The sequence below is a fragment of the Luteimonas sp. MC1750 genome (genome assembly GCF_016615955.1).
Taxonomy (GTDB): domain Bacteria; phylum Pseudomonadota; class Gammaproteobacteria; order Xanthomonadales; family Xanthomonadaceae; genus Luteimonas.
In genome coordinates this window covers 716,424-737,452 of sequence record NZ_CP067113.1, presented here as the reverse complement: position 1 = coordinate 737,452, position 21,029 = coordinate 716,424, and the positions used below count along the sequence as shown (strand labels likewise).

Annotated in this window: 23 protein-coding genes and 1 pseudogene; 10 read left to right on the top strand and 14 right to left on the bottom strand. The window is 69.9% G+C overall.

Annotated features, from left to right (window positions below):
- Positions 1-67: 67 nt before the first annotated feature.
- The 4 genes from JGR68_RS03485 to grxD all read right to left on the bottom strand — a co-directional run bounded on the left by JGR68_RS03485 (position 68) and on the right by grxD (position 5,106).
- Positions 68-3,283 (bottom strand): carboxypeptidase regulatory-like domain-containing protein, encoded by a 3,216-nt coding sequence (locus JGR68_RS03485; protein WP_199360607.1) that lies wholly within the window; start codon positions 3,281-3,283, stop codon positions 68-70.
- Between the two features lie 154 nt (positions 3,284-3,437).
- Positions 3,438-4,037 carry a YhgN family NAAT transporter gene (locus tag JGR68_RS03480; protein WP_199360604.1) on the bottom strand — a complete coding sequence of 200 codons (600 nt, stop codon included), beginning with the start codon at positions 4,035-4,037 and terminating at the stop codon, positions 3,438-3,440.
- Complete coding sequence (locus tag JGR68_RS03475; protein WP_234446576.1) at positions 4,034-4,783, bottom strand: SDR family NAD(P)-dependent oxidoreductase; 750 nt, start codon at positions 4,781-4,783, stop codon at positions 4,034-4,036. Before JGR68_RS03475 ends, JGR68_RS03480 begins: the two co-directional genes overlap by 4 nt.
- On the bottom strand, positions 4,780-5,106 hold the full coding sequence (gene grxD / locus JGR68_RS03470) for a Grx4 family monothiol glutaredoxin (protein WP_199360602.1): 327 nt from the start codon (positions 5,104-5,106) through the stop codon (positions 4,780-4,782). Before grxD ends, JGR68_RS03475 begins: the two co-directional genes overlap by 4 nt.
- 73 nt (positions 5,107-5,179) lie before the next feature.
- Between grxD and JGR68_RS03465 the strand changes: the two genes are divergently transcribed.
- The gene (locus JGR68_RS03465) at positions 5,180-5,767 is read left to right on the top strand and encodes a Fe-Mn family superoxide dismutase (RefSeq protein ID WP_199360600.1); all 588 of its coding nucleotides are present in this window, start codon (positions 5,180-5,182) and stop codon (positions 5,765-5,767) included.
- 103 nt (positions 5,768-5,870) lie between these two features.
- Here the strand turns inward: JGR68_RS03465 and JGR68_RS03460 are convergent, their stop codons facing one another.
- Positions 5,871-7,034, bottom strand: coding sequence for a 5-(carboxyamino)imidazole ribonucleotide synthase (locus JGR68_RS03460; RefSeq protein ID WP_199360598.1), 1,164 nt, complete (start codon positions 7,032-7,034; stop codon positions 5,871-5,873).
- Positions 7,031-7,537: a 5-(carboxyamino)imidazole ribonucleotide mutase gene (purE, locus tag JGR68_RS03455; RefSeq protein ID WP_199360596.1), complete on the bottom strand. Its 507-nt coding sequence runs from the start codon at positions 7,535-7,537 to the stop codon at positions 7,031-7,033. The genes JGR68_RS03460 and purE overlap by 4 nt, the downstream gene beginning before the upstream one ends.
- Positions 7,538-7,595: 58 nt before the next feature.
- On the opposite strand from purE, the gene JGR68_RS03450 reads away from it, so the two are divergent.
- On the top strand, positions 7,596-7,865 hold the full coding sequence (locus JGR68_RS03450; protein ID WP_199360594.1) for a Trm112 family protein: 270 nt from the start codon (positions 7,596-7,598) through the stop codon (positions 7,863-7,865).
- A complete protein-coding gene (nadC, locus tag JGR68_RS03445; protein WP_199360592.1) occupies positions 7,862-8,728 on the top strand; it encodes a carboxylating nicotinate-nucleotide diphosphorylase in 867 nt (288 codons plus the stop codon). Before JGR68_RS03450 ends, nadC begins: the two co-directional genes overlap by 4 nt.
- Here the strand turns inward: nadC and JGR68_RS03440 are convergent.
- Positions 8,725-9,231, bottom strand: coding sequence for an FHA domain-containing protein (locus JGR68_RS03440; protein ID WP_200672718.1), 507 nt, complete (start codon positions 9,229-9,231; stop codon positions 8,725-8,727). The two genes, nadC and JGR68_RS03440, sit on opposite strands and share 4 nt — an antisense overlap.
- Before the next feature lie 81 nt (positions 9,232-9,312).
- Between JGR68_RS03440 and JGR68_RS03435 the strand changes: the two genes are divergently transcribed.
- Positions 9,313-9,645 carry a DUF3301 domain-containing protein gene (locus JGR68_RS03435; RefSeq protein ID WP_199360588.1) on the top strand — a complete coding sequence of 111 codons (333 nt, stop codon included), beginning with the start codon at positions 9,313-9,315 and terminating at the stop codon, positions 9,643-9,645.
- A 9-nt stretch (positions 9,646-9,654) separates the two neighbouring features.
- On the opposite strand, the gene JGR68_RS03430 is transcribed toward JGR68_RS03435, so the two are convergent.
- From JGR68_RS03430 to JGR68_RS03405, 6 genes are all read right to left on the bottom strand, one after another.
- Positions 9,655-10,182 carry a ClpXP protease specificity-enhancing factor gene (locus JGR68_RS03430; RefSeq protein ID WP_199360586.1) on the bottom strand — a complete coding sequence of 176 codons (528 nt, stop codon included), beginning with the start codon at positions 10,180-10,182 and terminating at the stop codon, positions 9,655-9,657.
- 28 nt (positions 10,183-10,210) lie between these two features.
- Positions 10,211-10,846 (bottom strand): glutathione S-transferase N-terminal domain-containing protein, encoded by a 636-nt coding sequence (locus JGR68_RS03425; RefSeq protein ID WP_199360584.1) that lies wholly within the window; start codon positions 10,844-10,846, stop codon positions 10,211-10,213.
- 91 nt (positions 10,847-10,937) lie between these two features.
- Positions 10,938-11,690, bottom strand: coding sequence for a cytochrome c1 (locus tag JGR68_RS03420; protein WP_199360581.1), 753 nt, complete (start codon positions 11,688-11,690; stop codon positions 10,938-10,940).
- Positions 11,683-12,942: a cytochrome bc complex cytochrome b subunit gene (locus JGR68_RS03415; protein WP_199360579.1), complete on the bottom strand. Its 1,260-nt coding sequence runs from the start codon at positions 12,940-12,942 to the stop codon at positions 11,683-11,685. The genes JGR68_RS03420 and JGR68_RS03415 overlap by 8 nt, the downstream gene beginning before the upstream one ends.
- Before the next feature lie 3 nt (positions 12,943-12,945).
- On the bottom strand, positions 12,946-13,581 hold the full coding sequence (gene petA / locus JGR68_RS03410) for a ubiquinol-cytochrome c reductase iron-sulfur subunit (protein ID WP_199360576.1): 636 nt from the start codon (positions 13,579-13,581) through the stop codon (positions 12,946-12,948).
- 140 nt (positions 13,582-13,721) lie between these two features.
- Positions 13,722-14,657, bottom strand: coding sequence for a lytic transglycosylase domain-containing protein (locus JGR68_RS03405; RefSeq protein WP_199360896.1), 936 nt, complete (start codon positions 14,655-14,657; stop codon positions 13,722-13,724).
- Positions 14,658-14,937: 280 nt separating this feature from the next.
- Between JGR68_RS03405 and miaB the strand changes: the two are divergent.
- The 4 genes and pseudogenes from miaB to ybeY all read left to right on the top strand — a co-directional run.
- Positions 14,938-16,332: pseudogene (gene miaB / locus JGR68_RS03400) on the top strand (tRNA (N6-isopentenyl adenosine(37)-C2)-methylthiotransferase MiaB); the annotation flags it as partial.
- Positions 16,333-16,343: 11 nt separating this feature from the next.
- Entirely contained in the window at positions 16,344-16,583 is a 240-nt protein-coding gene (locus JGR68_RS03395) for a hypothetical protein (protein WP_200672717.1), read from the top strand.
- A gap of 66 nt (positions 16,584-16,649) precedes the next feature.
- Positions 16,650-17,666, top strand: a complete 1,017-nt coding sequence (locus JGR68_RS03390) for a PhoH family protein (protein WP_199360570.1) — start codon at positions 16,650-16,652, stop codon at positions 17,664-17,666.
- Positions 17,667-17,676: 10 nt separating this feature from the next.
- Entirely contained in the window at positions 17,677-18,159 is a 483-nt protein-coding gene (gene ybeY, locus JGR68_RS03385) for an rRNA maturation RNase YbeY (RefSeq protein ID WP_199360568.1), read from the top strand.
- A gap of 25 nt (positions 18,160-18,184) precedes the next feature.
- Here the strand turns inward: ybeY and JGR68_RS03380 are convergent, their stop codons facing one another.
- Positions 18,185-18,697 carry a hypothetical protein gene (locus tag JGR68_RS03380; RefSeq protein ID WP_199360566.1) on the bottom strand — a complete coding sequence of 171 codons (513 nt, stop codon included), beginning with the start codon at positions 18,695-18,697 and terminating at the stop codon, positions 18,185-18,187.
- A 240-nt stretch (positions 18,698-18,937) separates the two neighbouring features.
- On the opposite strand from JGR68_RS03380, the gene JGR68_RS03375 reads away from it, so the two are divergent.
- Entirely contained in the window at positions 18,938-19,804 is an 867-nt protein-coding gene (locus JGR68_RS03375) for a transporter associated domain-containing protein (RefSeq protein ID WP_199360564.1), read from the top strand.
- Between the two features lie 21 nt (positions 19,805-19,825).
- Entirely contained in the window at positions 19,826-21,025 is a 1,200-nt protein-coding gene (locus tag JGR68_RS03370) for a DUF4105 domain-containing protein (protein WP_234446575.1), read from the top strand.
- The last annotated feature ends 4 nt before the right edge of the window (positions 21,026-21,029 follow it).

Here is a 21,029-nt window from a genome sequence, read left to right as displayed (position 1 = left end):
ACGGGCCCCGGAAACGGAAACGGCCGGGGCAAGCCCCGGCCGTCCGATCACACCTGTCTGCTACCGGTCAGAACTTGTACTTCAGGCTCAGCATGACCGACCAGCGCGACACGGCGGTATTGATGCCGTCGCCGTTGGTCTCCTGGATGCCCGAGTTGTCGGTCGAACCGGAGAAGTTGTAGACGTACTTGCCGGTCGCCGGATCGATACCTGCGTAGTTGGCCACGCGGCGGGTTGCGAAGAAGCCGTAGTCGTCGATCAGGCCCCAGTCCTTATTGATCAGGTTGCCGACGTTCATGATGTCCAAGGCGATCTCCGCCTTGTGACCTTCGAAGAACATCGGGATTTCCTGACTCACTCGGACGTCGAAGCTGTTGGTCCAGCCCGCGCGGAAGGCGTTGGCCGGGGCCACCTGGCCGCGGTAGGCCTGCAGCTCGGGAGCTTCGGCGGCCATCCAGTCGAAGAACGCCTGCTCCATCGCGGCGCCACCCACCCACTGGACGTCACCGGGGCCGGCAGGCACGTAGAACAGGTCGTTCGTGCCGGCGCTGTCGCCGTTGAAGTCGTTGTAGTAGATGTAGCTGAACGGACGGCCGGAGCGGCCTTCGTAGAACAGGCCAGCGGTGGTCATGTTGTCGCCGAAGAACGCCTTCTGCCAGGTCAGGGCCGCGGTGAAGCGGTCCTTGATGGCGTAACGCGAGTTGTAGCCGACCGGATCGTTGGCGTTGAGCACCAGCGTGTTGTTCCAGTTCGACGAGTTCTGCGAGCTCGTCGCCGGGCTGAACTCCGTGGCGTCGGTGTAGGTGTAGCCCAGGGTCCAGGCCCACTGGTCGACCATCGGCTTGGACAGCGCCAGGGTGAGCTGGCGGGCCGAACCCTTGTCGGTGTTGCGGATCACGATGGCCTGGTCGACCTGCGGGTTGCGGTTGGCGCGGTTGGACGCGCCGCGGCGGCCGTTGGTGATGCCGTTGCCGTCGCGGTTGGCCGGGTTGTAGCCGGCGGCGTTCCAGAACATCTCGCGGCCGTCCTGGCCGTAGCGGGTCGGGTTGCCGATGTCGATGCGGTCGAACCACAGCGCGTTCTTGTTCTTGGTCACCAGCAACTCGGCCGACGCGACCAGGCCGTACCACGGCAGCTCATGGTCGAACGCCAGGTTGGCCTTCCAGATCGACGGCAGAGCCAGGCCCGGCTCCATGATGTCGGCGGTGATGCGCGGCGCGGTGGCCGCCCCACCGGTCGGCACGTCCGGCGGCACGCTGGGGTCGAACGCCGGGACGTTGCCGCCGGTCAGCGCGTAGGTGTCGAAGTTCAGGCCGGTGTTCTGGAACGGACCGGCCAGCCACACGTTCGGGTTGCCGCCCTGGAACAGGCCGACGCCGCCGCGCAGCTGGGTCGGGCGCTCGCTGTCGAAGGTGTAGTTGAAGCCGAAGCGCGGCTGCCACAGCTTCTTGTCGACGGTGACCGTGTTGTCGAGGCCGTAGATCTCCTCGATGCGCGGGTTGTAGATCGGCGAGTCACCGAAGTCCGGGATGTCGACGCGCACGCCGAACATCAGGCTCAGGTTGTAGTTGACCGCCCAGGTGTCCTGCACGAACAGGCCGAGGTTCTCGAAGGTGTAGGCCGCCGGGATGTCCGAACGGCTGCCGCCGGCACGCGGCGCGCGCAGGTCATAGCGCAGCACGCGCCCCGCCTCGTAGTCCTCGAGGCTGTTGAAGGTCCAGACGCCGTTGAGGTCGCGACCGTAGAAGTTGACGATGTCGTTGTCTTCGTAGTCGAAGCCGAACTTCAGCGTGTGGTCGCCCACGTACCAGGTGCCGGCGCCGAAGAACGTGGTCTGCTTGGTGTCGACGACGTTGACGTGGCGGTTGCGCTCGGTGCCGAGGTTGATGGTGTCCTGGCCGGTGCCGACGTTGTTGATGATGATGGTCGGCAGGTCGGCATAGGTCGAAGCCACCGACGCGTAGTCGCGCTGCGAGACCTTGAACTCGGTCGAGAAGTTGTCGCTCCAGTCGCTGAACAGCTCGGCGACGGTGCTCTCGAAGGTCTTGTTCTGGTCATACCAGTAGCTCGACAGCGAGACGCTGCTGCCGCCGAAGCCGACCAGCTTGGGCACCACTTCCTCGGTCTTGCTGTAGCGCAGGGCCGCACGGTGGTTGTCGTTGATGTTCCAGTCGAGCTTGACCGCGTATTCCTCGATGTCGGTCTCGGAGATGCTCGGCGGGTTGAAGCTGCCCGGGTCGAAGCCGAAGGCGTTCGACGCGGCGATCACGCGCTGGATGTCGCCGTCGGTGATGTCGCCGTCGCCGTACGGGGTGCCCGAGAGGCTGGTGCCCGGGCGCTCGCGCTTGAACTGCTCGTAGTTCGCGAAGAAGAACAGGCGATCCTTGATGATCGGGCCACCGAAGGTGAAGCCGTAGGTCTCTTCCTTGTCGAAGCCGTTGAAGTCGATGCCGCGCAGCTCGTCACGCACCCAGTCGCCGTCGCGGACGGTGTAGTAGGCGCTGCCGTGGAACTCGTTGGTGCCCGACTTGGTCACGGCGTTGATCACCGCGCCGGTGCCACCGGAGATGGTGGTGTCGTAGTTGGCCAGGTCGATCTGGATTTCCTCGATCGCGTCCATGGAGACCGGCTGGCGCTCGGTCGGCATGTTGTTGGCTTCGAGGCCGAACGGGTCGGAGTTGCTGACGCCGTCGATGCGGATCACGTTGTAGCGCGAGTTCTGGCCACCGGCCGAGATCGAGCCATCGGCCTTGCTGACCTGCGAGATGCGCGGGTCGAGGCGGATATAGTCCTGGATGTTGCGCGACGCGGAGGGCAGCGCCTCGATGGCATCGTTGTTGAGGCTGGTGCCGGTGCCCATCTTCGTGGCGCTGAAGATCTCGGAGCCGCCGGCCACGCCGACCGCGGTCACGGTGGCCAGGGTCGTCACGTCGCCGGTGAGCTGGGCGTTGACGGTATTGGCGGCGTTGAGGCCGAGGAACACGTTGTCCTCGGTCTTGGTGCCGGCGCCGGCCTTGGTGATGGTGATCTCGTACGGGCCACCCACGCGCAGGCCGCGGGCGCTGTAGCGGCCGCTGGCATCGGTGGTGACGCGGCTGGTGGTGCCCGACTCGACGTGGACGATGGTGACTTCGGCATTGGTCACCGGCTGCCCGTCGTTTCCGATGACGACGCCGCCCACGCCTGCGGACGTGGCGCTCTGGGCGAAGACGGGTGCGGCGGCAAGCGCGGCGATCAGGCCGAGCGAAAGTTTCGACACACGGAAGGCGTTGCGACGGGTCATGGCTGGACTCTTGGCAAGGAAACGGGCCGCGCGGACAGGCGCGGAGGGACGAGATCTTCGGGTTGGGTTCCCACTCACGCCGCGACCGCCTGGCGGCAGCGGTTAACAACAGATTAACACGGTAGCCGGCCCGTATGACAGCCGGATGACGGTTTCACGCGGCGGGCAGGGACCCCAGGTAGCCGGCCAGGCCGTCGAGCAGCATCTGGACCGAGATGGCGACCAGCAGCATGCCCATGAGGCGCTCGACGGCGGTCAGCGCGCGGGCGCCCAGGAGGCGATAGAGGTAGGGCGCACAGAACAGGATGGCCGCCGTCGCGCCCCACGCGACCCCGAGGGCAAGGCTCCATTCCCAGAGCCGGTCCGGCTCGCGGGTGCCCATCAGCATGACCGCGGCCATGCCCGAGGGGCCGGCCACCAGGGGCACGGCCAGCGGCACGATGAAGGGTTCCCCGCCCGGCAGCTCGCCCATCAGCCCCTCCGGCGGCGGGAAGATCATCCGGATGCCGATCAGGAACAGGACGATGCCGCCGGCGATCGACACCGACTCCTGGCGCAGGTGCATGACCTCGAGCGCGTACTTGCCCACCCACAGGAACAGCATCAGCACGCCGAGTGCGATCAGCAGCTCGCGCGCCAGCACGATCCGCTGCCGCTTCGGCGGCAGGTGGCGGAGGATGCTGAGGAACACCGGGATGTTCCCCAGCGGGTCCAGGATCAGGAACAGCAGCAGGGCCGCGGATGCGATGGTCACGGCGCGGGATCCAGGACCAGGCCGCGGTGCGCGGCACCGGCCGACGAGAGCAGCACGACGCAGGCCTCGGCGGCCACGGCCGGGTCGCGGGCGCGACGGTCGTCGTCGGAGACGTGCGCCCGCGCCCGCAGCGGCGTGCGCATCGGCCCCGGGCGCAGGCCCTGGAAGCGCACGGTCCCCGATGCGTGTTCCGCATGCAGGGTGTCCAGCAGCGCGCGCTGGCCGTGCTGTGCGATCCCGTAGGCCCCGCGGTACGCGGCCGGGACGTCGTCGTCGAGCACGAACACCACCGCCGCGTCCGGCGAGCCGCGCAGCAGCGGCAGGCAGGCCTGGGTCAACCACCAGCGGGCGGTCAGGTCGACGTGCAGCGCGCGCGCGAAGTGGCCGGGGTCGGTGTGCTCCAGTGGAGTCAGCCCGGGAAACTCCGCCGCGCAGTGCAGGATGCCGTCCAGGCGGCCCAGCTGTGCGCCGATGCGTCCGGCCAGCTCCATGTAATCGCCGTATTCCGCGCCCGACAGGTCGAACGGATAGTTGACCGGCTCCGGCAGCCCGGACGGGTCGCGCACGATCGCGTCGTAGACGCGGTTGAGCTTGGGGATCTTGCGGCCGAGCAGCACGACCGTCGCGCCTGCGCTTGCGCAGGCATGGGCGGCCGCCGCGCCAAGGCCGCCGTGGGCACCGGTGACCATGACCACGCGCCCGTCCAGCGCATGCCCCGGCGCTGCAGCTGCCGCCGACCCGCTCACGCCTGCTGCGTCTCCGCGATCATGCGCGCGAGCTCACCGGATTCGAACAGCTCCATGGTGATGTCGCAGCCGCCGATCAGCTCGCCGTTGATGAAGAGCTGCGGGAAGGTCGGCCAGTTGGACACGCGCGGCAGGTTGGCGCGGACCTCGGGATCCTCGAGCACGTTGACGCTGTGCAGCGTGGCCATCTCCGCGCCGGCCTCGCGCAGTGCGCCGACCGTCCGGCTGGAAAAGCCGCACATGGGGAACTGGGGCGTGCCCTTCATGAAGAGGACGATGGGATGGCCGGAGATCTCGGCCTGGATGCGATCGATGATGGGCATGCTGGCTCCAGCGTGGCGGGCCGCGCGACCAGGGCGCGCGGCGTGTGATGGTGATCGCGCTATTGTAGCGTCCATGCCCATCGAACTCGCCGCCCTGCCCTGGGATCGCACCGCCCTCGAACCGCATCTTTCGGGCGACACGCTCGACCTGCAGCACGGCCGCCACCAGCGCGCCCACCTCGACGCGGTCAATGCGCTGGCGCCGGCAGCCGGCCTGGGTGAGACGGCCCTCGAGGATCTCGTGCGCACCGCGCAGGGCACCCTCCAGGGCCACGCGGCGCAGGCCTGGAACCTGGCGTTCCAGTGGCGCTGCCTGAAGCCCGCAGCCGCGGGCGGCGGTGGTGAACCGCAAGGTGCGCTGGCGGACGCCATCGTGCGCCGCTTCGGGGACGCCACGCGGTTTCGCCAGCGTTTCGCGACGGTCGCCCTGGCCCTGCAGGGATCCGGCTGGGCATGGCTGCTGCAGCGCCCCGACGGGACGGTCAGCGTCGCCGTCACCTGCAATACCGCGTCGCCGATCACCGGCGACGACCGGCCACTGTTCGGCCTGAACCTGTGGGAGCACGCCTACGTGCTGGATTATCGCGAGGCGCGCGGCCGGTACGTGGAGGCGGTCTGGAACGTGGTGGATTGGGCGGCGGTGGCTTCGCACATGCGTTGACGCCGGGACTGCGGCGACACGGGGTCGCTGTTGCGCGGCCGCGTCCGCAGGTGCGGGGCGGAGATGCGCGGGTCTGGCGGGGGGATCGCGGCTGTAGCCGCTCCTACAGGAGGGGCTCGCGGTCCGGCTCGCGGAGGCGGGCGATGACGGGCGCGGTCTGGGCGTCGCGGCCCAGCGCGGATCCCACACGCTCCAGCGCATCGGCCAGCGCCGCGTCGCTGTCGGCCCGCAGCGTGGCATGGCCCACCTTGCGGCCCTCGCGCGGCGTCTTGCCATAGTCGTGCCAATGCCCGCCGGCCTCGGCGAGGACGGGAGGGTGCGCCGGCATCTCGCCGATCCAGTTCAGCATGCAGCTGCGGCCCAGCGGACGGACCGCGCCCAGCGGCAGGCCCAGCACCGCGCGCAGGTGGTTGGCGAACTGCGAAGTCTCGGCGCCTTCGATCGTCCAGTGTCCGGAGTTGTGCACGCGCGGCGCCAGCTCGTTGGCCAGCAGCTCGCCGCCGCGGCAGAACAGCTCGAGCGCGAACACCCCGACATAGTCCAGCGCTTCGGCCAGCGCGCGTGCGTATCCGAACGCCCGCGCTTCCAGTGCCACGTCCACGCGCGCCGGCGCGAGGCTGGCGGAGAGCACGCCGTCGACGTGCCAGTTCTCGGTCAACGGCCAGGTGCGGAACTCGCCGTCGCGGCCGCGCACGGCCACCACGCTCAGCTCGCGGTCGAACGCCACGAACGCTTCCAGGATCAGCCCGCCGTTCGCGGCCTGCCCGCCCAGCGCTTCCCACGCCGCAGCGGCGTCGCCGGCGGCGCGGATGCGGAACTGGCCCTTGCCGTCGTAGCCAAGCCGCCGCGTCTTGAGGATGCAGGGCACGCCGAGCTCCGCGATCGCGGCATCGAGTTCGTCGCGCGTGTCGACCGGCACATGGCCCGGAACCGGGATGCCCAGCGCGCCGAACAGCGTCTTCTCGGCCAAGCGGTCCTGGCTGGTGCCGAGCGCGCGCGGGTTCGGGAACATCGGGACGCGCTCGCTCAGCCACTGCGCCGATGCCGCGGGCACGTTCTCGAAGTCGAAGGTGGCGATGTCGATGCCGGACGCGAACTCGGCCAGCGCCGCCCCGTCACGGTAGTCGCCGACCACCAGCGGGGCGAACTGACCCGCGCAGGCCTCGGCACTGGTGTCCATCACCGAGAAGCGCAGGCCCAGCGGCGCGCCGGCCAGGGCCATCATGCGCGCCAGCTGGCCGCCGCCAAGGATGCCGACGGTGGTCACAGGCGCGGGTCGTCGTTGCCGGCGACCTCCTCGGTCTGGCGCTTGCGGAACGCGTCGAGCGCGGCGGCCACGCGGGTGTCGCCGGCCGCCGCGAGCTGCGCGGCCGCGAACAGCGCCGCGTTGGCCGCGCCCGCATTGCCGATCGCGAACGTCGCCACCGGAACGCCGGCCGGCATCTGCACGATCGACAGCAGCGAGTCCATCCCGTTGAGTGCCTTCGACTGCACCGGAACGCCCAGCACCGGCACCGGCGTCTTCGAAGCCAGCATGCCAGGCAGGTGGGCGGCACCGCCGGCGCCGGCGATGATCGCCTTCAGGCCGCGGTCGCGCGCGGTGGCGGCGTACTCGAACAGGACGTCGGGCGTGCGGTGCGCGGACACCACGCGGACCTCGTGCGCGACGCCGAGTTCTTCGAGCTTGCGCACCGCATGCTGCATCGTCTCCCAGTCGGAGCGCGAACCCATCACGATGCCGACGACCGGCGGGCTGGTGGTGGCGGTCATGGCCGTCCCCTGTGGCAAAGACGTATTCTAGCGATCCCTCGCGCCGACCGTACCCGCCATGGACCGCAAGCTGCTCGACATCCTCGTCTGCCCCTCCAGCCGCCAGTCCCTGGCCCTGCTGGAACCTGCCGGGCTGGAGGCGCTGAACCGGGCCATCGCCACCGGCGGAGTCAGGCGCGGCGACGACGCGACCCAGGCCGAACCGCTGCGCGAGGCCCTGGTCACCCGTGACCGGCGCACGGTGTACCGCGTGGATGACGGCATCCCGGTCCTGCTGGCCGAAGAGGCGCTCGCCACCTCCCAGGTCGAGGGGTTCCCCGCAGCATGAGCGCGGCCGCGGGCGCGATCATCGCCGCTCCGGCCGCGGAGCTCGTGGCCACGGACGTCGAACGCGCCCTGGCCGAGGATCTCGGCGCCGGCGACGTCACCGCCGCCCTGCTGCCCGACGCACCGGAATCCGCCTACCTGCTGTGCAAGGAGGGCGCCGTTGTCTGCGGCCGCCCCTGGTTCGATGCCTGCCACCGGGCGCTGGATCCGGACGTCCGGATCGAATGGCGCGTCTCCGAGGGCGAGCGCGTACCGGCGGGCACCGTCCTGGCGACCCTGCAAGGCCGCACCCGCGCCCTGGTCAGCGCCGAGCGCACGTCGCTGAACTTCATGCAGACCCTGTCGGGCACCGCGACCGCGACCGCGGCCCACGTCGACGCCGTGCGCGGCACGCCCGCACGCATCCTCGATACGCGCAAGACGCTGCCCGGCCTGCGCATCGCGCAGAAGTACGCCGTGCGCGTGGGCGGCGGCGACAACCATCGGCTCGGTCTGTACGACGCGGTGATGCTGAAGGAGAACCACGTGCGCGCGGCCGGCTCGATCGGCGCCGCCATCGCCGCCGCGCGTGCCAGCCAGCCCGGCCTGCCGTTGATCGTGGAAGTCGAGACCCTGGCCGAACTGCGCGCGGCGCTCGAGGCCGGCTGCGACCGCATCCTGGTCGACGATTTCGATGCCGCCGACCGCCGCGAGGCCGTGCGCATCGCCGGCGGCCGGATCCCGCTCGAAGTCTCGGGCGGCGTCGATCTTCCATCGCTGCGCGCGATCGCCGAAGACGGCGTCGACTGCATTTCCATCGGCGGCCTGACCAAGCACGTCCGCGCGATCGACCTCTCGCTGAAGCTCGGCCCGCCGCCCGCCTAGCGCAGCAGCAGTACCGCGACGGTGCCCAGCACCGCGAGCGCGGCCAGCCACCACCGGTTCGACACGCCGGCCGTCCGCGCGGGTGCCGTGCCCGCCTGCGGGGTCGGCACCGGCGCAAGCCCGGGGGCGACGACGCGGAAGCGCAGCACGTCGATGCCGATCTCGTCGCCATGGCGGGCCCAGCCACGCTGCTGCGGCACTTCGTTGAGCAGCCAGCCATTGGTCGAACCGAGGTCCTCGACCAGCAGGCCCTCGGCCGTCGGCGTCAGCCGCAGGTGCTCGCGCGAGATGCCCGGATGGTCGAGGTGGATGGCGCACTCGGGCGCGCGTCCCAGCACCGTGGGGCCGACCAGCGGGAACGTGCGGCCGAAGCCGGCGCCGCTGACGCCGCGCAGGACGAAGCGCGGCAGTGCGGGCCGGACCACGGTGGAGGCAACGACGCCACGCGCTTCACGCACGGCGGATGGACTGGGGGCCGGGTCGACACGGAGTTGGCTGTTCATGCGGGGAGAAAGTGCGACGTCCTGCGTGAAGCCCACGCAAAGGCTTGCCCAAACCGCGGGTTGGCCCCAGATTGCCCAGCCATGCCCAGTCTGATCCTGCTCATGATAGCCGGCGCCTTCGCCTACGCGTGGTGGAACGCCGCGCGTGCCGCCAGCGAACACGCCATCGAGATCGGCCGCTCGGCCTGCCGCGCAGCCGGCGTCCAGCTGCTCGACCAGACGGTGCACGCGGTGGGCCTGCGCCTGCGCCGCCGGGACGACGGCCGGATGGGCCTGGAGCGCAGCTTCCGCTTCGAGTATTCGCACGACGGCATGGACCGGCAGCGCGGGCGCATGGTCTTCCATGGCACGCGCCTGGTGTCGTTCACGGGTCCCGCGACGGCGGTGGCGTCGAGCCTCCTCGGCGGGGACTGAGCGCGCGGGCTATTTCACCACGCGCAGGTGGGCGCCACGCTTCGGCGCCGGGCCACCATCGTCGTCCCCGCCGTCGTCGTCCGCGACGGGCGCGTCGTCGTCGCCGATTCCACCGGGCACCACGCCCAGCACGACCTCGCTGCCGGCCGCAGGTTCGTTTCCGCCCTCGAGCCCGGCGTCTTCGGCGTCCCCGGACGCGGCCGGCATGCCCTGGTCATCGGGCAGCGCCATGCCCTGCCCGGTCTCCCGCGCATAGATCGCCAGCACCGCGGCGATGGGGACCAGCACCGGATGGCTCACGCCGCCGAAGCGCGCGGTGAAACCGACCGCCTCGTTGTCCATGGACAGGCGGGTGACCGCGCGCTCGGCGACGTTCAGCACCACGCGGCCCTCCTTGACGGTATGCGCGGGCACGCGCACGCCCGGACGGGTCGCGTCCACCAGGAGGTGGGGCGTCATTCCGTTGTCGACGATCCACTCGTACAGCGCCCGCAGCAGGTAGGGGCGATGGCTGGTCATCCGGGAAGCATCGTTCATGCCCGGATTCTAGCGCGGGACGACGACGTCAGGCCGGCAGCTCGCGCAGGTGGCGTTCCTGCGCGGTCAGGCTGCGCGTGAACCCCGGATTGCGGAAGATGCGGTTGCCATAGTCCTCGATCGCCTTGCCATCCTTGGGCAGCGGCACGCCCAACGCCTCGAGGCGCCAGATGATCGGCGCCATGGCGCAGTCGGCCAGGCTCATCTCGGAGTTGAGGAAGAACTTGTAGGCCTTGAACAGCGGCACCGAGGTGGCCACCAGCTCCTTCAACCGCTTGCGCGCGGCGTCGGCGGTGGCCTTGGTCCCGGTCTGGATGGTGCGGACCTCGGGAACCCAGTCATGCTCCAGGCGCAGCATCGCCAGGCGCAGGCGGGCCCGCGACAGCGGGTCGACCGGCATCAGCGGCGGGTGCGGATAGCGCTCGTCCAGGTACTCGGTGACGACGCTCGCGGCGTACAGCACCAGGTCGCGCTCGACCAGCGTCGGGACCGAGTGGTACGGGTTGAGGTCGATCAGGTCTTCGGGCGGGTCCTTCGGGTCGACCGTGATCAGGTCGTAGGTGACGCCCTTTGCCGCGAGCACGAGTCGCACCCGGTGGCAGAGGACATCGTCGGCCGAGGAAAAGAGCGTGAGTGCATTACGCATGCGCGGACTCGCTGCCATCATCGAACAACTCTCCCGCGGCCGGAATCCGCCAGCCGCATTGGCGCCGCCCGCCCCTCGCGGACGGCTGCCCGGTTCCCTGCCGTCGCCGTCAGTGGACGTCCTTCCAGTATTCCTTCTTCAGCAGCCAGGCGAGGAAGGTGAAGAACGCCAGGAACAGCATCACCCACACGCCCAGCGCCTCGCGCTTGGTCGCGATCGGCTCGCCGGCGTATTCCAGGAAGGCGGTGATGTCGCGCACGGCCTGGTCGAACTGCGCGCCGTCCATGCTGCCCGCGTGCGCGATCTCGAGGCGGTCGATGCTCGGCTCGGTGGTGGCCGGGTCGATCGCACCGTAGACGGGACGCTGCACGCCCTGCATTTCCCACAGCACGTTCGGCATCGAGGCGTTGGGGAACACGGTGTTGTTCCAGCCCAGCGGCCGCTCTTCGTCGATGTAGAACGACTTCAGGTAGCTGTAGATCCAGTCGCCCCCGCGCACGCGCGAGGTCAGGCTGAGGTCGGGCGGCACGGTGCCGAACCACTGGGCGGCGCCCTCGGCGGGCATCGCGGTGAGGATCTGCTCGCCGAAGGCGGCACCGGTGAAGTTGAGGTTGTCCATCACCTCCTGCTCGGTCAGCCCCAGGTCGTCGGCCATGCGCGAGTAGCGCAGGTACTTGAGCGAGTGGCAGGACGAGCAGTAGTTCATGTACAGCTGGGCACCGCGCTGCAGCGAGGCGGTGTCGCCCAGGTCGGTGCCGGCGTGCTGCAGCGGCCCGCCCGCGGCGGCCAGTGCGGAGAACGAGAGCAGCATGGCAGCCGCGAAGGCCGTGGCGCGGGTGATCAGGGTCATGGGCTTAGTCATGCGTCGTCACCCGCTCCGGGACCGGCTTGGTGGAGTCGATCTTGGTCCACAGCGGCATGGTGATGAAGAAGGCGAAGTAGAAGAAGGTCAGGACGCGGCCGACGATGGTCTCGACCGGGTCGGTACCCGGGCCGGCGCCGATCTTGCCGAGCCAGATGAAGCTGATCGCGAACAGGCCCAGCAGCAGCTTCGACATCCAGCCGCGGTAGCGGTAGGAGCGCACCTTCGCGCGATCCAGCCACGGCACCAGGAACAGGATCGCGATCGCGCCGAACATCACCAGCACGCCGCCGAGCTTGTCCGGCACCACGCGCAACATCGCGTAGTACGGCGTGTAGTACCAGACCGGCTTGATGTGCTCCGGCGTCACCAGGCGGTTGGCCTCGGTGAAGTTGTCATGTTCCAGGAACCAGCCACCGAAAGCCGGTGCGAAGAAGATGATGAAGGCCGCGATCATCAGGAAGAAGCCCACGCCCACCAGGTCCTTGACCGTGTAGTAGGGATGGAACGGAATGCCGTCGGCCGGCTTGTTCGCGTCCCAGCGGTTGCCCTTCGGACCCTTCTTGATGTCGACGCCGTCGGGGTTGTTCGACCCGACCTCGTGCAGCGCGCCCAGGTGCAGCACGACCAGCAGCAGCAGCACCAGCGGCAGCGCGATCACGTGCAGGGCGAAGAAGCGGTTGAGCGTGGCGTCGGACGGCAGGTAGTCGCCCATGATCCACTCGACCAGGCCGCCGCCGATCACCGGGATCGCGCCGAACAGCGAGATGATCACCTTGGCGCCCCAGAACGACATCTGGCCCCAGGGCAGCACGTAGCCCAGGAAGGCCTCGGCCATCAGCACCAGGTAGATCAGCATGCCCAGGATCCACACCAGCTCGCGCGGCTTCTGGTAGCTGCCGTACATCAGCCCGCGGAACATGTGCAGGTAGACGACGATGAAGAACAGCGAGGCGCCGGTGGAGTGCATGTAGCGGATCAGCCAGCCCCACTCCACGTCGCGCATGATGTACTCGACCGAGGAGAAGGCCTCGGCCGCGCTCGGCTTGTAGTGCATCGTCAGGAAGATGCCGGTGACGATCTGGTTGACCAGCACCAGCATGGCCAGCGAGCCCATGTAGTACCAGAAGTTGAAGTTCTTCGGCGCGTAGTACTCGGTCATGTGCTTGCGGTACATCGGCATCATGCCGGGCGCACGCTCGTTGACCCAGTCCATCACGTTGTTGGCGGTACGCGTGATCACGTTCGACATGGCTTACGCGGCCCCCTGCGGATCGACGCCGATGACGATGGTGTTGTCGTCGACGAAATGGTGCGGCGGCACCACGAGGTTGGTCGGCGCCGGGACGCCCTGGTAGACGCGGCCGGCCATGTCGAACTTCGACTTGTGGCAGGGGCAGAAGTAGCCGCCCTTCCAGTTGGCGTCGAACGGGGCCGGGCGGATCTCGGCGACCATTTCCGGCGAGCAGCCGAGATGGGTGCACAGGCCGACCAGCACCGAGATCTCGGGCTTCAGCGAGCGCAGCTCCGGGTTGGCCTCGCGGACGTACTCCGGCTGCTGCTCGGGATTCTCCGACTTCGGGTCGCGCAGCTGGTCGTCCAGCGTCGGCAGCGCCTGCAGGATGGCCCGCGAGCGCTTCACGATCCAGATCGGCTGGCCGCGCCACTCGAGCATCAGGCGCTCGCCTTCGGCGAGTGCGCTGATGTCGGCGGTCACCGGCGCGCCGGCAAGCTGGGCGCGCTGGCTGGGGAACCAGCTCTTGATGAACGGAACCGCGGCCACGCCGACGCCTGCTGCGCCGACCACCGCCGTCGTGGCTGTCAGGAAGCGGCGGCGACCGTGGTCGACCGTACCCCCCTCGACAGGATCCATAACCCCTTCGTTGCCCATCGCCACTCCGAAAAAACCTACGGTCGCTTGTGTGTACTGGCTGCCGCGCACGCGGCCCCCGTTGCCGGAGGGCGTCGCAAAGACAATGAAGTGTAGCGGAACGCCGATTCAGGGGACAACGTCGGTTGCCCCGCGAAGGCTCAGTTCGCCGCCAGATTGGCCCGATAACGGTCGGCCAGGACGCCCACGCGCTCGACATAGCGCCGGGTTTCGTTGTACGGGGGCACGCCCTTGTGGCGGTCCACGGCACCCTCGCCCGCGTTGTAGCCGGCCGCGGCCAGCGTCAGGTCGCCGTTGAAGCGCTTGAGCAGCCAGGCCAGGTAGCGGACGCCGCCGCGGATGTTCTGCGCCGGGTCGAAGGCGTTGACCACGCCGAAACGGTCGGCGGTCGCCGGCATCAGCTGCATCAGGCCCTGGGCACCGACGCGGGACAGGGCGTTGGGGTTGAACGCGGACTCGGCGTGCATGATCGCGCGGATGATCGCTTCCTCGACCCCGAACTCCTGCGACGCGGCCTTGACCTCGGCGTCGTAGGCCGCGGTGTTGAGCCGGACGTTGGAGAAGTTCAGGCCGGGCGAGCCGCAGGCATAGCAGGTCTCGAAGAAGCTGTAGCGGATGGTGCGGACCGCGCCGGCACCGCCGCCGCCCGCCGGCTTGCGGCTGGTGTAGTGGCGCACGCCATCCTTGACATAGGAGTACACCTGCCCCTGGACCAGCCGGCGCGAACCGGCGTTGGACGACGGGGCCGACGGCACCTGGGTGGTCGAGACCCCGCCCGTGGACGCCGCCGGAGCCGCGCCGCCCGCGCCCATGAAGGTGGCAGGCGCGTTGGTGTTGATTGAAGCCGGCGAGCCGGCGACGGCCGTCGATGCCGTCGCGCCGCCGACCGCGCCCGGCGTGGTCGAGGGCTGGCTCGGGCGCGAGGGTCGGCTGGGACGGTAGGTGGTGGCGACCGCGCAGGTCGCGCCGCTGATGCGCCGGCTGACATAGCTGGTCACGCCGTCGCCGGTTTCGCAGCGGTAGATGGTGCCGGCCACGGCGGGGCCGGCCGCAGCCGCGCAGGCCAGGCCGATCATCGCCGTCCAGGCGAGACCCAGTATCCCGTAGCGTGTCATCCCCGCCCCTCCATTCGCGCGCAGTCTCCTATCTTGGGGCGGCCTTGCCAAGGCCCGGAACCGTGACCACGCCCAAGGAAACGCCGGCCCGTCCCCTCCGCGGCCAGCGCCGGGCCCCGGGTTTACACTGCTCGGCCATCCCCACCCCTCCGGCCCGGACTCACCGCCGTGCCCCGGAACCGCCATGACCGACGACACCATCCTCGCGCGCCCGGCGCCCGACGCCGCCGCCCCGACGCGCCGCGGCAAGCTGTTCATCCAGACCCACGGCTGCCAGATGAACGAGTACGACTCGGCGCGGATGGCCGATGTCCTGGCCGAGTCGGATGGACTGGAGCTGACGACGAAAGTCGAAGAAGCCGACGTGATCCTGGTCAATACCTGCTCGATCCGCGAAAAAGCCCAGGAAAAGGTCTTCAGCCAGCTCGGTCGCTGGAAGGCCCTGAAGCAGGGCGGGCGCCCGGTGCTGATCGGCGTCGGCGGATGCGTGGCCAGCCAGGAGGGCCAAGCGATCGTGAAGCGCGCGCCCTACGTGGACCTGGTCTTCGGGCCGCAGACCCTGCACCGGCTGCCCGAGCTCCTGCGGGGCCGGCGCGAGACCGGGCGGCCCCAGGTCGACATCAGCTTCCCCGAGATCGAGAAGTTCGACCGGCTTCCGGAGCCGCGCGCGGAAGGGCCGAGCGCCTTCGTCTCGATCATGGAAGGCTGCAGCAAGTACTGCTCGTTCTGCGTGGTGCCCTACACCCGCGGCGAGGAGGTCAGCCGCCCGTTCGAGGACGTCCTTGTGGAGGTGATGCAGCTCGCCGCCCAGGGCGTGCGCGAGGTGAACCTGCTGGGGCAGAACGTCAACGCCTACCGCGGGCCGATGCCCGCTGCCGGGGCTGGCGAAGACGGCCGGGAAGGCGACGGAGCGACGGACGGCGGGCTGCCGTTCGCCGACCTCGGCCTGCTGATCCGCACCATCGCCGAGATCGACGGCATCGACCGCATCCGCTTCACCACCTCGCATCCGCTGGAGTTCTCGGACTCGCTGGTCGAGGCCTACCGCGACGTGCCGCAGCTGGCCAACTACCTGCACCTGCCGGTGCAGTCGGGCTCGGACCGCATCCTGTCGGCGATGAAGCGCGGCTACACGGCGCTGGAGTTCAAGCAGAAGATCCGCAAGCTGCGCGCGGTGCGTCCCGACATCTCGATCTCCTCGGACTTCATCGTCGGCTTCCCCGGCGAGACCGACGCCGACTTCGAGAAGACGATGAAGCTGATCGAGGACGTGGGCTTCGACCAGTCGTTCTCCTTCATCTACTCGCGCCGACCGGGCACCCCGGCCGCCGACCTCGAGGACAGCGTGTCCAGCGAGGCCAAGCATGCCCGGCTGGCGCGGCTGCAGGCGCAGATCAACGCCCACGCCGCGGGGATTTCGCAGGCGATGGTCGGCAGCGTGCAGAAGGTGCTGGTGACCGGACCCTCGCGCAGGGATCCCGCCGAACTCACGGGCAAGACCGAGAACATGCGGTCGGTGAATTTCGCCGGGTCGCCAGGCCTGGTCGGCCAGTTCGTGGACGTGCTGGTCACCGGCGCGCTCAGCAACTCGCTGCGCGGACGCCTGGCGACGACCGACGCGCCCGTCACCGGCTGAGTACGGGCGGCATGGCCCAGGACCCGCCCCCTTCCGCCATGCGCGCCAGGCGCCGCTTAGACCCGCTCGGCCTCTGGCTCTGTGGCCTCGCGGCCCTGGGCCTGGCCCGCGCCTGGCTCTACCTGGTGCGCGACGCCGGCAGCGCAGGCGCCGTTGGCTGGATCTGGTTCGGGGGCGCGCTGTTGCTTGGCGCCACGGGGCTCGCGCTGCTGATGCGCGGGCTGCGCGCAGGCCACCGCAGACAGGACTGACGAACGCCGTGGCCGGCGTCGAGGCCACGTGCACGCGCATCGCCGTGGGCGCGCTACCCTTGCCGCATGCCCAATTCCCACCAGCGTGATTTCACCCTCGAACCCGCGGACACCGAGCGGCTCGCCAACCTCGGCGGGCCCTTCGACGCCCATCTGCGCCAGATCGAACTGGCGCTCGGCGTCGAGATCGCCAACCGCGGCAACATCTTCCGCGTCAGTGGCGACGACGGCGATCGCGTCGACGAAGCGGAGCGCCTGCTCCGCGACCTCTACGAGGAGTCCGCCAGCGAAACATTCGACGCGCATGCGATCAACCTGCGGGTGAATGCTTCGCGGGTCGTGCAGTCCGACACTGCCGACGGAGCGGCCGCGGGCCGCGACGACGCCGACTTCGTGCCGCAGACGGTCGCGATCCGCGTCAAGCGCGGCACCATCCGCGGCCGCGGCCCGAACCAGCAGAAGTACCTGCACGCGATCGCGACCCACGACATCAACTTCGGCATCGGCCCGGCCGGTACCGGCAAGACCTTCCTGGCGGTGGCCAGCGCCGTGGAGGCCCTGAACGAGTCGCGCGTACAGCGCCTGGTGCTGGTGCGCCCGGCGGTCGAGGCCGGCGAGAAACTCGGGTTCCTGCCGGGCGACCTGTCGCAGAAGGTCGATCCCTATCTGCGTCCGCTCTACGACGCGCTGTACGAGATGCTCGGCGTGGAGAAGGTGCTGAAGCTGCTGGAGAAGAACGTCATCGAGATCGCGCCGCTGGCCTACATGCGCGGACGCACGCTCAACGACGCCTACGTGATCCTCGACGAGGCGCAGAACACCACCATCGAACAGATGAAGATGTTTCTGACCCGCCTGGGCTTCGGCAGCACGGCGGTCGTCACTGGCGACCTCACCCAGATCGACCTGCCGAAGTCGATGAAGTCCGGCCTGCGCGACGCGCTCGAGGTGCTGCGCGACGTCGACGGCGTGAGCTTCACCTTCTTCGAATCGCGCGACGTGGTGCGCCACCCGCTGGTGGCCAGGATCGTCAACGCCTACGACCGCCGCGACGCGGAGGACGCTTCGACAGGTCCGGCGTAGACTGGGAGGCATGACCCAGGGTCCCGTCCGTCTCGACGTCTCCGTCGGCTATGCGCTGCCGCGCGCCGGAATCCCGGCCGCGGTCAGCTTCCGCAAATGGGTGGCCGCGGCGCTGTCCGGACGGATCCGCGAGGCGGACCTCGCGATCCGCCTGGTCGACGAAAAGGAAGGCCGCGCGCTCAACCGGCACTACCGCGGCCGCGACTACGCCACCAATGTCCTGAGCTTTCCCGCCGACCTGCCGGAAGGACTGCCCGAGGGCGTCCGCCTGCCGCTCCTGGGCGACCTGGTGCTCTGCGCGCCGGTGGTCGCCCGCGAGGCGCAGGAGCAGGCGAAGCCGCTCGCGGCCCACTATGCCCACCTCACCGTCCACGGCACCCTGCACCTGCTCGGTTGGGACCACGGCAACGACATCGAGGCCGAAGCCATGGAGCAGCTGGAGCGGGAGATCCTGGCCGGGCTCGGCATCGGCGATCCCTACCGCGAAGGCTGAGGCTTCCCGCTCCGGCATGTGCCGGTCAGAGGCAGTCGACCAGGCCGTCGTAAAGCGTCAGCGCCGTCCCGGGGAGCGCGGCATACAGCGGCTCCTCGCCCTGCAGCGCGTCGAGCAGGGCTTCGATCGTGGTCCCGGGCGCCAGCGGCGAGCGGCAGAGCCAGGCCGGCGCATCCAGGCCGATGCGTCCGCGCGCCGGATCCACGGACTCCTCGCTGGCTGCGAAGCTCCAGGCGCACTCTCCGACGCGGCCGGTGAGGCGCTGCACCGAGCAGACGAAGCGCAGGGCCTGGATGTTGGTGTAATCGCCCTCGCAGAAGGTGTCTCCGCAGATGGCGTCGAAATTCAGCCGCAACTGGCGGCGCAGGGTGAACCAGGCTTCGAAATCCACCTCGTCCTGCAGGTAGGAGGACGCGTCGACATAGGTTGCCCGGCGCGGAGCGGCCTCGGCGCCGGCGGGCCCCAGCCCCGCGCCCAGCAGCAGCACGGGCAGGAGCAGGGTGGGGAACGGGTTGTGATTGCGGGGCTTGCGGGGCATCGGGATTCCTCCTGGATGTGCGCGGCGGATGCCGCGGAGCCGCGTCCTGCGACCGGTTCCCAGCCTGCCGCCGCGCCGGGAACCGCGCGACCGGCCTGCGGCGCGCCTCGGCCACGGGCGGACACCCGCCCGCGGGTCGGGAAATCCCAGCGATCGCGTCGGGCGCGCCTTCGCAGCGGGGTAGCCGGCCGCGGGGTAAACTTCCCCGGTCGCCCCACGCGGGGCGCTGACCAGACCGCAATGCCCGAAGACGACAGTAGTCACAGCGCCGCGCCGGACGCTCCGGAACGCCGGCGCAGCTGGCTCGAACGCCTGAGCTCGGCGATCACCGGCGAGCCCAGCACCCGCGATGACCTGGTGGAGCTGCTGCGCGACGCCCAGGCCGACGACCTGATCGGGGCCGACACCCTGCGGATGATGGAGGGCGCGATTGCGGTCTCCGACATGACCGTGGGCGATGTCATGGTGCCGCGCTCGCAGATGGTCTCGCTGCCCGTGGAGGCGCGCTTCATCGACCTCATGAAGCAGGTGGTCGAGTCCGGCCACTCGCGCTTCCCGGTGCACGGCGAGGACAAGGACGAGATCCTCGGCATCCTGCTGGCCAAGGACCTGCTGCGCGGCGTGGTGGCCGACAACGGCCCCGGCACGGTGCGCGAGCTGCTGCGCCCGGCGGTGCTGATCCCGGAATCGAAGAAGCTCAACGTGCTGCTGCGCGAGTTCCGGCAGTCGCGCAACCACATGGCGATCGTGATCGACGAGTACGGCGGCGTGGCCGGGGTGATCACGATCGAGGACGTGCTGGAGGAGATCGTCGGCGAGATCGACGACGAGCACGACGAGGCGCTGAACCCCGAAGCGCTGATCGCGGCGCAGGCGGACGGCCAGTACGTCGTCGACGCCCTGACCCCGATCGACGACTTCAACGAGCGCTTCGGCGCCGATTTCGACGACGACGAGTACGACACCATCGGCGGACTGATCACGGCCGCGATCGGGCACCTGCCCGAAGCCGGCGAGGAGCTGACGCTGGGTCGCTTCAGCTTCCGCGTCGCCAGCGCCGACGCGCGCCGCCTGCACGCGCTGCACCTGTCGATCCATGGCGACTGAGCGCCGCGCGCGGTGACCGGCGTGCGCGCGCCTGGCAGACGCATCGCCCGCCGGATCGCCGCCCTGGTGCTGCTGCTCCTCGTCGTGGCCTGCCTGCCCGCCGTTGCCGCTCCGCGCATCGGCGTGGCCACCATGCAGCCGGGCGAGATCTTCTTCGAGCGTTTCGGCCACAACGCGATCGTGGTCGACGACCCCGCCGCCGGCCCGCCGCTGTCGTACAACTTCGGCTTCTTCGATCCCGCCGAGCCCGACTTCCACCTGCGCTTCCTGCGCGGCGAGATGCGCTATCGCCTGGCCGTCCTGCCGTTCGCGGAAGACCTCGCGTACTACGACAGCGTCGGTCGCGGCGTCTCGATCCAGTGGCTCGACCTGGACGCCGCCGCCGCCACCGCCCTCGCCGGTCGGCTGGCCTGGAACGCGCGGCCTGAAAACGCCACCTACACCTACGATTACTTCACCGACAACTGCTCGACCCGGGTGCGCGACGCCATCGACGCCACCCTGGACGGCGCCCTCGCCCGCCGCCTGCAGGGCCGCTCGCAGGGCAACACCTTCCGCAGCGAGGCGGTGCGCCTGGCACGCCCCGACCGGCTGATGGCGCTGGGCTTCGACGTCGGCCTGGGGCCGGCGTCCGACCGCCCGAACGCGCTCTGGGACGACGCGTTCGTGCCGATGCGCCTGGCGCAGTCGCTGCGCGAGATGCAGCTCGCCGATGGCCGGCCGCTGGTGGTCGCCGAGGAGGTCCTGCTGCCGCACCGCCTGGCCGCCGAACCGGAGCCGCGGCGCGTGGCCTGGTGGCCGTGGCTGCTCGCCGGCCTGCTCCTTGGGGCCCTCGCCTGGACGCAGCGCGCGCGGCCCCGCATGGTGGCCGCCGCGGCGGTCCCGGCATGGTTCGCGTGCGCGCTGGTCGGCGCGGTGATGCTCTACATCTGGCTCGCCACCGCGCACCGCTTCGGCTGGGCCAACCACAACCTGCTGCTGCTCAACCCGCTGTGCCTGCTTCTCCTCCCGGGCGCATGGCGCATCGCCCGCGGCCGTCCGGGTGGACGGGTGTTCGGCGTGGTGCTGGTCGCCGTGGCGGCCATGGCCGTGCTGGCTCCGTTCCTGCTCTGGATGCCGCTGCAGTCGCAACGCAACGCGCACTGGGTGGCGCTCCTGCTGCCCCTGCAGCTGGCCCTGGCCGCGGCACTTCACCCGCGGGCACGCCCGGCCGCAGGATGAGGGC

Excerpts from the sequence above, each read along its gene's own strand:
- JGR68_RS03420 (WP_199360581.1), bottom strand. The coding sequence starts at position 11,690 with ATGACTAAGCCCATGACCCTGATCACCCGCGCCACGGCCTTCGCGGCT.
- JGR68_RS03405 (WP_199360896.1), bottom strand. The coding sequence starts at position 14,657 with ATGATCGGCCTGGCCTGCGCGGCTGCGGCCGGCCCCGCCGTGGCCGGC.
- JGR68_RS03390 (WP_199360570.1), top strand. The coding sequence starts at position 16,650 with ATGCCCAATTCCCACCAGCGTGATTTCACCCTCGAACCCGCGGACACC.
- petA (WP_199360576.1), bottom strand. The coding sequence starts at position 13,581 with ATGGGCAACGAAGGGGTTATGGATCCTGTCGAGGGGGGTACGGTCGAC.
- ybeY (WP_199360568.1), top strand. The coding sequence starts at position 17,677 with ATGACCCAGGGTCCCGTCCGTCTCGACGTCTCCGTCGGCTATGCGCTG.
- JGR68_RS03380 (WP_199360566.1), bottom strand. The coding sequence starts at position 18,697 with ATGCCCCGCAAGCCCCGCAATCACAACCCGTTCCCCACCCTGCTCCTG.
- purE (WP_199360596.1), bottom strand. The coding sequence starts at position 7,537 with ATGACCGCCACCACCAGCCCGCCGGTCGTCGGCATCGTGATGGGTTCG.
- JGR68_RS03485 (WP_199360607.1), bottom strand. The coding sequence starts at position 3,283 with ATGACCCGTCGCAACGCCTTCCGTGTGTCGAAACTTTCGCTCGGCCTG.
- JGR68_RS03395 (WP_200672717.1), top strand. The coding sequence starts at position 16,344 with ATGGCCCAGGACCCGCCCCCTTCCGCCATGCGCGCCAGGCGCCGCTTA.
- JGR68_RS03430 (WP_199360586.1), bottom strand. The coding sequence starts at position 10,182 with ATGAACGATGCTTCCCGGATGACCAGCCATCGCCCCTACCTGCTGCGG.
- JGR68_RS03465 (WP_199360600.1), top strand. The coding sequence starts at position 5,180 with ATGCCCATCGAACTCGCCGCCCTGCCCTGGGATCGCACCGCCCTCGAA.
- JGR68_RS03440 (WP_200672718.1), bottom strand. The coding sequence starts at position 9,231 with ATGAACAGCCAACTCCGTGTCGACCCGGCCCCCAGTCCATCCGCCGTG.
- JGR68_RS03425 (WP_199360584.1), bottom strand. The coding sequence starts at position 10,846 with ATGGCAGCGAGTCCGCGCATGCGTAATGCACTCACGCTCTTTTCCTCG.
- JGR68_RS03375 (WP_199360564.1), top strand. The coding sequence starts at position 18,938 with ATGCCCGAAGACGACAGTAGTCACAGCGCCGCGCCGGACGCTCCGGAA.
- JGR68_RS03450 (WP_199360594.1), top strand. The coding sequence starts at position 7,596 with ATGGACCGCAAGCTGCTCGACATCCTCGTCTGCCCCTCCAGCCGCCAG.
- JGR68_RS03415 (WP_199360579.1), bottom strand. The coding sequence starts at position 12,942 with ATGTCGAACGTGATCACGCGTACCGCCAACAACGTGATGGACTGGGTC.
- JGR68_RS03435 (WP_199360588.1), top strand. The coding sequence starts at position 9,313 with ATGCCCAGTCTGATCCTGCTCATGATAGCCGGCGCCTTCGCCTACGCG.
- nadC (WP_199360592.1), top strand. The coding sequence starts at position 7,862 with ATGAGCGCGGCCGCGGGCGCGATCATCGCCGCTCCGGCCGCGGAGCTC.
- grxD (WP_199360602.1), bottom strand. The coding sequence starts at position 5,106 with ATGCCCATCATCGATCGCATCCAGGCCGAGATCTCCGGCCATCCCATC.